The organism is Methanocalculus sp. MC3, assembly GCF_054767395.1.
The window spans coordinates 1-11,592 of record NZ_BAABMP010000003.1 but is presented as its reverse complement, the minus strand read 5'-3'; the positions used below and the strand labels follow the sequence as shown (position 1 = coordinate 11,592).

Below are 11,592 nucleotides of genomic sequence, written 5' to 3'. Positions count from 1 at the left end.
TCATTTGATGGGATGAAATTCGGTGTCGTTTGTTTAATCAGATCTCCCTATCGAGCACTGAATATATCGTCCGGCTGCTCAACACCCCTGCCCTCGTCTTGAACAGCGATACGGTTCCACTGTCAGACAATTCACAATCCGCACCCCTTGAGGCAAAAGAGCTGAATTAGCACCATTTAAGAGAGAAATGAGCCGATGGATCCGACATTAGATCCCCTATTCACCCCTCCTCTTGTAAGAGAGAACATCGCTCCCACCATCCAGGTCACTCTTCCCTCCTCTCAATCCTGCAGAATATCGATGCTGCTCGCTGCCAAGGTTCACCAAGTTTCCAGATAGCGATCAGGAGGTGTCAGGAAGCACTACGCCGATTTGCACTTCGCCGATCCAAACTGATCCCCTGCCACCGATCCCATACCAATAAGATAGAGCAGGATCGCCAGACGATACTTGTTCCGTTCATTAATACCCGTAATCTGGCGGTTTCCATCTTCAGTGAGAATATCAAATGAGCCAAGTGACTGTATCAGAAACGCCGCGGTTGGAGATTTCAGTGGTTGATTATCGATGTAGATCCGGGGTGGTTCCGGCAGGTTCCTGATATTCATCCGTGCAATCATCTGCCGAATCCCCATCACAAGATACGAAATATACAGGATCGTCATCATGGTATCGATCCGTTTGGTTATGTCAGTATCTCTCTATAAATTAGGCAGGACCTGTACCTAACACCAATTCGATCTCTTCTATATTAAACATTATGTGCAACAATTGGCTGTCGCAAATTCTCTTCCAGTACAGCGGGCTATCCTCACGACAAGGGGGTGGGCTCACCCACCCCCGACCACATGCAGCCACAGGGCACCAGTCACCCGTCATTCCATTTCCACGGGGATTCAACAGCAGTTCATAGACAGAGTTATTGAACAGCTGCAGGACACTCTCTGGGCGATACGGTCATCTCATCAACATGAGGCGGTATCGTCAGGTATCGTTTGCCACAGAGCCAGTCTTCATTGATATCAATCAGGATCGAACCTATAAGACGCATCGCTGAATCGCCGTTCGGAAACGCCCCAATACTTCGTGATCTCCTCTTAATCTCAAGATTCACCCGTTCCAACATGTTCGTTGTCCTGAGACGTTTCCAGTGCTCTTCAGGAAACGCCTGGTAGTTGAGGAGGTCCGTAGAGAACCGTTCAAGACTTGCCGCAGCACTCTTGTATCCCATATCTTCCAACTGTTGTATGGCGTTCTGGAGTTCCTGGAAATCTCCCTGAATTCCATTTCTGACAATCTCAACAACGACTTTTATATCGCACCTCCTGATCCCCTTGGATTTGATGATCCTGTGCATATGGACATGACACATCTGCCAGCTAGAACCGAGAAAAGCTCGTTGAACTGCATTCTGAATCCCTGTGTGTCCATCAGAGATGAGAAGTTGTACTCCGTGGAGACCACGCTCCTTGAGCATCTCAAAATGGTCGTACCAGAAGGCTTCACCTTCGCTGTCCATCAGGTCGATACTGAGTATCTCACGGAACCCATCCTCCCGGATCCCGGCTGTGATGAGAAGAGCCTGAGATACAACACGGGTACCGCGACGGACCTTGAGATACGTTGCATCAACGATTAAATATGGAAATGGCTGTTCTATCGGGCGATTTCTGAATTCTTGTACAACACCGTCAAGTTCCTTGGCCATCCTGGAGATGGTATCCGGACAGATGTTGGTGATCCCGAAGTGTTTCATCGTTTCATTGATCTTTCGGGTCGAGACACCGTTGATATACGACTCGGTGATTGCAAGAATAAGAGCGCGTTCAACTCGTGAGTATCGCTCAAAGATAATTGTCTGGAATGGCTTCTCACGAAACTCAGGTTTTTGAAGCCATATGTCGCCGTATCGTGTTTTTAAACCTCGTTCTGAATACCCGTTCCGTGTGGCGGTGCGGTGTTCAGAACGCTCATAATACCCTGCTCCGGCTTGTTCTCAGCCTCACAGCGCATAACCATGTTCATAAAGGTGGTCAGCAGGGTCTGCATTGCACCCTGTGGATCGGAAAGATAATCTTCTGCTAAATCGTATAGATCCATGGCTCTGTTCCTCTTTTGCAATTCTAACTTGGTACAGAGCCTTAATTAAATTTACAGGGTATTACGGATACTATCATGAAGTGCAGGCAGATGTGTTGTATCTTGGTGATCGGAGTGTGGTCTGTGGACACCTGTTTGTCGGTTTTCTCTGCCTATATCTCTATTGCAAGCTTCAGGCAGTTATTAAGAGGGCCGAATTGACATCCGAGTATTCTCCAAAAGATCTTCTCCTGATCTTTTCCAAGGTGATGCGGATCTCCTATGATGGGTTTGACCAGATCACTGAGGTGCCGAAGAAGGTGCGAGAAATTGAGATGAAGCTGAAACTGGATTTATTCCCTAAGTGAGAGAATAGTTTTGGGATCCATAATCCCTCTTCTTCTTTGGAACCAGATTCAACTGATAATCATACACCTTCTGGAGCCACAGTGCCATCATGTTCACAAAGAAGATCGCCCGAATCCGGTGGTTCTTCTAGTGACGGACAGGAGCAATCTTCAGATGCGTCTTCAGCGTCCTGAATATCTTCTCGACAAAAACCTTCTCCATATACTCGTTCACCACCTCTGTCGCTATCAGAGAGGTATCAGTCGAATACATGAGGTATTTCCCATCCAGATCAGCCGCCCTGTCAATCGCTGCCTCGTTATAATCCCATGAAATCGCACACCGTTTCCCGTTCTGAAGAACATCAACTGTAAAAAACACTCATGATTCCCATAAGGGCAACAGGCATACAAGATTAAAATAATTGGTGGCCCATCTTACTTTGGGGTAGAGAAGGCTGTTAACTTTTTGGGACTTTGATCCCGTGAAAAAAACTAGCCATTCCACCTATACGGAGGCATACATGCATCACGAGTGCGGATATAAAAGTGCTCCCGAAGCTCTTTGGATCTACCCCTCTTTTTGGAGGAATTATGAAACAAAGAACAAAGGTGTGTGGAATTGATGTCCACAAAGACTTCCTCCAGGTATGTATCCTATCTCTAACAGGAGAGAGTTCGCAGCATCGCATCCACAATACTCATGATGATATTCTTGACTTAAAAGATCTTCTCCTGAGTGAAGAGTGTGAGCTTGTTGCATTAGAGTCAACCGGGGTCTACTGGTACTTGCTCTATTTTACTCTTGAGAACGAAATCCCGATTATTGTTGGCAATGCAAACCAGATGAAGAGCATACCTGGAAGGAAAACTGATGTGCGCGATTCTGAATGGATCGCTCAACTTGCTTTGAATGGGTTGATCAAACCATCCCGGATATTTCCCCGTAATCAACGGGAATTTCGTGATCTGACACGAAAACGGGAAACTCTTGTCAAGTCTCGAACAACTATTAAGAACCGAATCCACAATATATTGGATAGTGCCGGGATGAGATTGAAGTCTGTCATGAAAGACATCTTCGGCAAGTCAGGTCGACATCTGCTTGAAGGATTAGCTCAACAAAGAGAGTTGAATAAGCTTCTTCAGGCAATTCCATCACCCATCATCCGGCGGAAAATGGATGAGATCAAAGTGATCATGCACACCTCGCTCTCCCCAATACAAATTCATCTCCTCAAAACACAACTTCAGCTTCTCAACGAGATTGAAGAGAAGATTGACACAATCAATGGACTCATTGTGGCAGCTCTTACTGATTATATCCTAAGTTTGCCACTTTAGGTTCAGCCGCCCAATGGGAGCATCCACTACAGTGATCTCACTTTCCCAGAATTTCATCGGGAAACTGTATTTGACAGTTGACGATTTTCCAATCAAAAAATCATGTAACCGTCCAATTATGCCATAAAATCAGCGTGTTGATGGCATCAAAATTGGAGTGAATGAACCTTTTTGTCTTCCTCCTCCAGGAATCAACCGTAACTGTCAAATTCGTTAGCGCCTTTTTGATGAATTTCGTTGACGTATGCTTTAGTTCTGGGATCTCAAATCGGATCAAAGAGATAAACAACTGTGCAATAAACCCAATGATTAGCGCACCGTAAATGCTGTTATCAGTCCATACACGCAATGGTTTGATCTCGATCTCGTTCTTGAGAGAATTGAATATCTTCTCGATCGAGTCCTTTTTTCGATAGGTCAGAAGGGCCTCAATAAGTGTCAAATTCTTACTCGATTTCAGGCAGAAGAATCCCTCTCTACCGGTGATGAACTTATCTTCAAGAAGCCTGACGGCATCATCTTCTGAGAGTTCAATCAGCTTTGTCTGGATGGAGTAATCCACATCAACAAGAAGATTGTTTATCCGGAATCGCTTTGGAAGACCCTTATTCTTGTCAATACTTTCCTGAATGGCCTTCGCTTCTTTTATCTCTCGCACAACTTTTCTGGCCCTGGATTCCAGCTGCTCTTTCTGCAGTTTTTCTGAGAAGTAGAGGTAGTTCGTACTGTTTGGCTTCTCAATTTTAATCCCGCGAATTCCTGACTCCTCATCAACCATCTGAGGATTATATGTCTCAAATCTGGCGATTATCTTGTCGTCGCTCTTGTTGAGCTTCTTTCCGGTGATGTATTGCATATTATCTGCCCGGATCATCTGGGTATTGGCGACACTGTTCGCTCCTTTGTCAAATATTACCAGAGAATCCTCTCTGAGCCTGCCGCTTGATTGCTGATAGGTCTTCTTGAAGTGGATCTGATCATTGAGATTGCCGGGTTCGATTGTCAGCCCAATCGGGACATTGATTGGGTCGGCAAGTTCTGTGATACCAACGGTGATCTGTTTTTTATCTGGCCGATGATCCCGACTGTAGCCATACTTTCCAAGCGGCGCCTTAGTACCATGAAGAACAATGCTGGTCCAGTCCATGTTGATGTTAGTATGCTCAAAATCATACCTCTCAAACAGGATATCCTGGATGTCGGAGATGATCTCTTCCCGGTTGGCACCAAGGGTTTCAAGGACACGGTAGAGTGTTCTTTCGCTGAATGGAGGGAGAGAGAATTCGGTAAGCACTTCAGGACGGTTGATCCATTCGTGAGACCGCTTTATGCTGAAGTTATCCGTCATTTTGTAGCTGACAAGAGCTTGAAGCAAATTATTGATGTCGAGACCTCTCGTTTTGTGTTTCCCGAAAACAGAGGGGAAATTCAGGGTTTCATACAGCCTTTCAATGAGGAGAAGCGTGCCGATAGGAAAGGATATATTCTCATTCGGTTCAATCTGATTAGTTCTTAGTTTTGTTTGCATTTTTGTCGATACAAACATCACTAAGAACTGACTTATTTCTTGTTAATGGCAAAGTTGGGATGAGATGCATGATTCGATTGGGATTTGTCTCTCTGTTCCAGGAATTGGCATGACAGCTGCAACAACCATTCTTGCTGAAGTGGGTGATGTCAGAGACTTTGACTCGGGAGATCGACTTGCTTCCTGGGTGGGATTGACACCTTCAGTCTATCAGTCGGCAGATCATCTGGTAACGGGAAGAATAACAAAGCGGGGGTCAAAACACCTTCGATGGATCCTTGTTCAGGTTGCTCAGACTGCAAGTCGAACCAAGAACACTGTTCTCTCCAGATTCTTCAGGCGAGTTGCTTTTCGAAGAGGGAGAAATAAAGCAATTGTTGCTCTGGCACGCAAGATCCTCTGTATCTTGTGGCATTTGCTGACAGTGAAAGAGAAGTACAAAGATCCCGAGCTGAAGAAGAAGGTTATCCTCCCTCAGAAGTCGAAATTACCGGATATTTCAATCGATGATGCGGTAATGGTTCTGTTGAATGCAGGGTATAATGTTTATAATCCGGGATTACAGCGTATCCCAGGAAAGGGGGTGGAATAGGGGCCACCTTACCTTTCGTAGGAGGTGATTTTCATATAAAAGTCAGCATACTGCCCAAGAATACCTGCAATACTCTCTTCAACCTCCTCCTTCGCTCGACCTTTAAGATTCTCGTTAAAAGCCTGCAATTCAGCATCCAGCTCAGCCAACATCGCATTTCTTGAATCAATTGACTCCATCCTCTTCGCATGGTTGACATACACAACTCCGGCATCCTCCCTGCCAAAGAGTGTTCCTTTTGCCCTGGTTGCATACAATGAACTGGTGCCGGTTGATCTCACCCGGTTGGTAACCTTTGTTGGAACATCAGTTTGCAGAAGGAGAGTTTGTGCCAGGTTTGATCCTTTCTTCACGCCACAGATCAGGTTCCAGCCAAGCGCCTCAATATCCCGGACAGACTCTTCCGAGGTATTTCCCCGGTCCCAGATCAGCGTACCCGGCCCATAGGAGAGATCCAGCAGCTGTACCAGGAGTTCCTTTACCGATGACATTGAGTTGAAATTGCCCGGCAGCACAAAGAATGAAACCGGCACTTTATCCCATTTTGAGACGAGAATACAGAGATTGATCTGTTTCTGGTTCGCCTTCTTAGAATTGTAACCCTTCTCTCCAAGCTCATCGCCGGAGCCAAAGATCAGAACCGGGGTGAAGAACCCAACACACCTGAGTACGTTATTCTGAGAGCTGATTCCCGTATTCAAAGGTGAAAAATCCCCTTTTGATTGGGGGTAGGGGGAGCGATAGCTTTGTCTTTTCAATGGGTTTTTGGGTTGTCTGGCAGTGGAACCGTATCGTTGTTCAAGACGAGGGCAGGGATGTTGAGCAACCGGACGATATATTCAGTGCTCGATAGGGAGATCTGACGGAACAAATGACTCAAAATTTCTGCCCATCAAATTAGGAGGAGTGTTGTTTTGATGGGCTCAAAGAGGATGAATGATCCACTATATTATGATCAAATACATAGAATAATCTGATGCCAAAGGATCTGAATACTTTACTAAAAAAAAATGGACTTCGATACTCTTTCATCGGCGTCTGTTTACTTGCTTTTTCATATCTTACATTCTGGCTAAGGACACTCCCGATTCCCCGGATCGTTTCAGAGAACTGGGTCAATCTCCTCGGAAATGACCCCTGGTACAACCTTCGCCAGATTGAACAGATGGCACTTGACTTTCCAGCGTACTCTTGGTTTGATCCGATGACGCACTTCCCGTTTGGGGAAGCGATTTACTGGGGTCCGCTCTTCCGCTTGCTTGCGGTTGTTCTCGTGATTCTTGCGGGAGCATCAACCCGCCCGGAGATCATGTACGTTGCCTCATTCCTTCCGCCACTTATGGCAGTTGCGATGGTGCCGGTGATGTACGGGCTTGGCGCAAAGCTTGTGGACTGGAAGACGGGGCTTGTTTCTGCTGGTTTTATCGCAATCGTTTCCGGGCAATATGCGTACCGGTCGTTGTATGGGTTTGTGGATCATCATATAGCGGAAACAATGTTCTCCACACTCTTCTGTTTGTGTTTTATTATTGCACTTCTGAAGCTGAAGGAGAGCGGGGTAAGCCTTACTGATCTGGACAGCCTGAAAAACCCGTTTTTGCTGTATCCAGCTCTTGCGGGTTTCGCGTTTCTCCTTGGTTTCTACACTATGACAACGATGGTGATGTTTGGTTTCATCGTTGCCATCTATACACCTGTGCAGATGATCATGGATCATGCACGACAGCATCAGTCAGATTATCTCGTTCTGACGAACTGTGTCACATTCCTTGTGGTCATTCTTGGGATTATTCCCTTTGGGCTGAAGCAGACCGGGTTTGGTGTCGGGAACTACACTCTGGGGGATATCATAGTATATGGGCTTCTCATCATCGGCACGCTTCTCCTCTATGGTGTGTCGAGGTGTCTTTGGGATCGCCCTTGGCACTATTATCTCGGAGCACTTGCCGGTGTATCAATTGGTTCTCTTGTTATTGGTCTTCTTGCATTCCCAAATATTGTTTGGGGGTATATCGGTACATTTATCGCAACTTTCGGTACGGTTAATGTAACTCTTACTATTCAGGAGGCGATGCCTTGGCAGTTTGCAAATGCGGTTTCGGTTTTTAATTGGGGTTGGATTCTGGTCGCCGGAGGTTCCTTCTTTTTACTTTATCGGATATGGAAAAAGAATGACGCACCGGCACTTTTCACCCTTATTTGGTTCGCCGTGATCTTCCTTGCGACGACTCGCATGATTCGGTTCGAATACTATTGTGCAGCGAATATTGCCTTGCTGGCTGCGATTGCTGTTGGCAGTGCAATGCAGTTTTGGGGGCGTGATCTCCTCAGATTCACCAGTATTGAGAAGTTCCTGACACCTAAAGAGCACCCTGTACCACTTGAGGAGCTCCCAAAAGTACCTGAAGATATGGGGGGGAAAGGGAAGAAGCAGAAGAAAACACAGAAGAAAGTATTAAAAGTCGAAGGCCCAAGTGCTGTTCAATCCGGTCTTCTCTTGGTCACGGTTGCTTTTGCACTCCTCTTTGGATGGTCCGGCTTGTCTGCGAATATTGCGCTTGGATCACAAGTTAGTGGCGGGATAAACAGTGATTGGAATGCTGCGCTCACCTGGCTTGGTGAGAACTCTCCCGATCCAGGTGTTGACTATTATCAGATTTTCAACACACCTCAGATGCGTGGTGTGTATAAGTACCCCCTTGAGGCATATGGCATCCTCTCTTGGTGGGATTATGGTCACTGGATCACTTTTGTCTCAAAGCGGATACCTCATGCAAATCCATTCCAGCGTGGAGCGACAACTTCCGCCCATTTTTTCATGGAAACAGATGGGGATCTAGCATCTGCCCAGCTTGAAGAGCTTGGTATCCGGTATGTGATCACCGACATCGAGATGACAACCGGCAAATTCTGGGCAATGGCGACATGGTTTGATCCGGTCAATTCAACTGATAACTTCCAGAAGACAATGCTCTACCGGGAGTCAGAGGGAGCGTATTCCCAAGTAAAACTCCAGCGAGAGAGTTATTTCCAGACGATGATCCAGCGGTTGCATGTCTTTGATGGATCAGCAGTTACTCCAAAAGAGATACTGGTTGTGCAGTCTGCACCGTCATCTTCACTTGGTCTTAGCGGGACATCAACACCTGTGATTACTAGTGTTGGGGAGGTAAAATCGGTCGATAAGGCGCGGGCACTTATTGCCGAGTTTGAGAAGACAGCACCTGCGAATCACATTGCGGAGATCCTCACCCCAGAGATGTTCGCTTCTTCAACTGAGCTTGATGCGCTCCAGCGGTTCCGGCTCGTCTATGAATCACCCACAAATGTCCTGAGCGGTGGCGGCGATATTCGATATGTGAAGATATTTGAGTTCGTTCCTGGTGCAACCGTGCAGGGTGAGGGCACGATCGAAGTGCCGATCAAGACAAACACCGCCAGGAAATTCACCTACCGACAGGAGAGCCGGGACGGGTTCTTTGTGGTACCATATCCGACTGAGGCCGGGACGGATGATGTGGTTGTGGCAACAGGACCTTACCGAATTGTTGAGACGGGGCAGGAGATCGTGGTGTCGTACCAGGCGGTAATGGAAGGGCTTTGGATCTGAAGGTGTGTCTTTCAACAATCCCCGTTTTTTCTCTCATCGAATAACTCTACAATGTCAAGTTTCAAATAGATTCTGTCGGATCAAATAGTAAGATCTTTATATCCTGAACTCCCGGAAAACGTAGTCACATGATCTCAAGTGCCTCAAGAATGAGCGGTTGTTTCTTTGTCATCTCACTTTGCGATCCCTCAGTAAAAGTACCATTTAATTATATTCCACAATCGTAAAGTACAATTATATGTACAAACAAATATAATGCCAGTATGGCCCGAAGGAAGACCAAAAAGAACACCCTTTTCAAAAAATTTATTCAGGATATTGAATCGGCTGAACAGAGGGATGTTGAACAAACCCCGCTTCTTGCACTCATTGTCGCCACATCCTTAGACCGGTTGGGATTTGTCCCATTCATCAATTCTGTTGTTACCTGGGATGAGAAACAGTGGCGGGTATCCCCGGGCAATCTCGCAAAATCTCTCATTATAACCTAAGTTTGCCACTTTAGGTTCAGCCGCCCAATGGGAGCATCCACTACAGTGATCTCACTTTCCCAGAATTTCATCGGGAAACTGTATTTGACAGTTGACGATTTTCCAATCAAAAAATCATGTAACCGTCCAATTATGCCATAAAATCAGCGTGTTGATGGCATCAAAATTGGAGTGAATGAACCTTTTTGTCTTCCTCCTCCAGGAATCAACCGTAACTGTCAAATTCGTTAGCGCCTTTTTGATGAATTTCGTTGACGTATGCTTTAGTTCTGGGATCTCAAATCGGATCAAAGAGATAAACAACTGTGCAATAAACCCAATGATTAGCGCACCGTAAATGCTGTTATCAGTCCATACACGCAATGGTTTGATCTCGATCTCGTTCTTGAGAGAATTGAATATCTTCTCGATCGAGTCCTTTTTTCGATAGGTCAGAAGGGCCTCAATAAGTGTCAAATTCTTACTCGATTTCAGGCAGAAGAATCCCTCTCTACCGGTGATGAACTTATCTTCAAGAAGCCTGACGGCATCATCTTCTGAGAGTTCAATCAGCTTTGTCTGGATGGAGTAATCCACATCAACAAGAAGATTGTTTATCCGGAATCGCTTTGGAAGACCCTTATTCTTGTCAATACTTTCCTGAATGGCCTTCGCTTCTTTTATCTCTCGCACAACTTTTCTGGCCCTGGATTCCAGCTGCTCTTTCTGCAGTTTTTCTGAGAAGTAGAGGTAGTTCGTACTGTTTGGCTTCTCAATTTTAATCCCGCGAATTCCTGACTCCTCATCAACCATCTGAGGATTATATGTCTCAAATCTGGCGATTATCTTGTCGTCGCTCTTGTTGAGCTTCTTTCCGGTGATGTATTGCATATTATCTGCCCGGATCATCTGGGTATTGGCGACACTGTTCGCTCCTTTGTCAAATATTACCAGAGAATCCTCTCTGAGCCTGCCGCTTGATTGCTGATAGGTCTTCTTGAAGTGGATCTGATCATTGAGATTGCCGGGTTCGATTGTCAGCCCAATCGGGACATTGATTGGGTCGGCAAGTTCTGTGATACCAACGGTGATCTGTTTTTTATCTGGCCGATGATCCCGACTGTAGCCATACTTTCCAAGCGGCGCCTTAGTACCATGAAGAACAATGCTGGTCCAGTCCATGTTGATGTTAGTATGCTCAAAATCATACCTCTCAAACAGGATATCCTGGATGTCGGAGATGATCTCTTCCCGGTTGGCACCAAGGGTTTCAAGGACACGGTAGAGTGTTCTTTCGCTGAATGGAGGGAGAGAGAATTCGGTAAGCACTTCAGGACGGTTGATCCATTCGTGAGACCGCTTTATGCTGAAGTTATCCGTCATTTTGTAGCTGACAAGAGCTTGAAGCAAATTATTGATGTCGAGACCTCTCGTTTTGTGTTTCCCGAAAACAGAGGGGAAATTCAGGGTTTCATACAGCCTTTCAATGAGGAGAAGCGTGCCGATAGGAAAGGATATATTCTCATTCGGTTCAATCTGATTAGTTCTTAGTTTTGTTTGCATTTTTGTCGATACAAACATCACTAAGAACTGACTTATTTCTTGTTAATGGCAAAGTTGGG

At 45.8% G+C, this 11,592-nt stretch carries 8 protein-coding genes and 3 pseudogenes; 5 read left to right on the top strand and 6 right to left on the bottom strand.

Translation table 11 applies throughout. From position 1 onward, the window contains the following. Window positions 1-362: 362 nt before the first annotated feature. On the bottom strand, window positions 363-668 hold the full coding sequence (locus tag ACYUBO_RS08650) for a hypothetical protein (protein ID WP_460373637.1): 306 nt from the start codon (window positions 666-668) through the stop codon (window positions 363-365). 251 nt (window positions 669-919) lie between these two features. Then, a pseudogene (locus tag ACYUBO_RS08645) lies at window positions 920-2,100 on the bottom strand (IS256 family transposase). Between the two features lie 95 nt (window positions 2,101-2,195). Here ACYUBO_RS08645 and ACYUBO_RS08640 point away from each other — a divergent pair. Next, the gene (locus ACYUBO_RS08640; RefSeq protein ID WP_460373636.1) at window positions 2,196-2,447 is read left to right on the top strand and encodes a hypothetical protein; all 252 of its coding nucleotides are present in this window, start codon (window positions 2,196-2,198) and stop codon (window positions 2,445-2,447) included. A 16-nt stretch (window positions 2,448-2,463) separates the two neighbouring features. Here ACYUBO_RS08640 and ACYUBO_RS08635 read toward each other — a convergent pair. Beyond that, window positions 2,464-2,805: pseudogene (locus tag ACYUBO_RS08635) on the bottom strand (IS1634 family transposase); the annotation flags it as partial. Between the two features lie 215 nt (window positions 2,806-3,020). Between ACYUBO_RS08635 and ACYUBO_RS08630 the strand changes: the two are divergent. After that, entirely contained in the window at window positions 3,021-3,770 is a 750-nt protein-coding gene (locus ACYUBO_RS08630; protein WP_460373634.1) for an IS110 family RNA-guided transposase, read from the top strand. A 100-nt stretch (window positions 3,771-3,870) separates the two neighbouring features. Here ACYUBO_RS08630 and ACYUBO_RS08625 read toward each other — a convergent pair whose 3' ends face one another. Next, complete coding sequence (locus ACYUBO_RS08625; RefSeq protein ID WP_460371534.1) at window positions 3,871-5,298, bottom strand: IS1634 family transposase; 1,428 nt, start codon at window positions 5,296-5,298, stop codon at window positions 3,871-3,873. A 64-nt stretch (window positions 5,299-5,362) separates the two neighbouring features. Between ACYUBO_RS08625 and ACYUBO_RS08620 the strand changes: the two genes are divergently transcribed. Continuing rightward, window positions 5,363-5,890: a transposase gene (locus tag ACYUBO_RS08620; RefSeq protein ID WP_460373632.1), complete on the top strand. Its 528-nt coding sequence runs from the start codon at window positions 5,363-5,365 to the stop codon at window positions 5,888-5,890. 35 nt (window positions 5,891-5,925) lie between these two features. On the opposite strand, the pseudogene ACYUBO_RS08615 reads toward ACYUBO_RS08620, so the two are convergent. Continuing rightward, window positions 5,926-6,537, bottom strand: a pseudogene (locus ACYUBO_RS08615) (transposase); the annotation flags it as partial. Between the two features lie 329 nt (window positions 6,538-6,866). Between ACYUBO_RS08615 and ACYUBO_RS08610 the strand changes: the two are divergent. Then, window positions 6,867-9,500: an oligosaccharyl transferase, archaeosortase A system-associated gene (locus tag ACYUBO_RS08610; RefSeq protein WP_460373630.1), complete on the top strand. Its 2,634-nt coding sequence runs from the start codon at window positions 6,867-6,869 to the stop codon at window positions 9,498-9,500. Window positions 9,501-9,763: 263 nt separating this feature from the next. Further along, window positions 9,764-9,991, top strand: coding sequence for a hypothetical protein (locus ACYUBO_RS08605; RefSeq protein ID WP_460373628.1), 228 nt, complete (start codon window positions 9,764-9,766; stop codon window positions 9,989-9,991). A gap of 114 nt (window positions 9,992-10,105) precedes the next feature. Here ACYUBO_RS08605 and ACYUBO_RS08600 read toward each other — a convergent pair whose 3' ends face one another. Next, window positions 10,106-11,533, bottom strand: a complete 1,428-nt coding sequence (locus tag ACYUBO_RS08600; protein WP_460371534.1) for an IS1634 family transposase — start codon at window positions 11,531-11,533, stop codon at window positions 10,106-10,108. Between the last annotated feature and the right edge of the window lie 59 nt (window positions 11,534-11,592).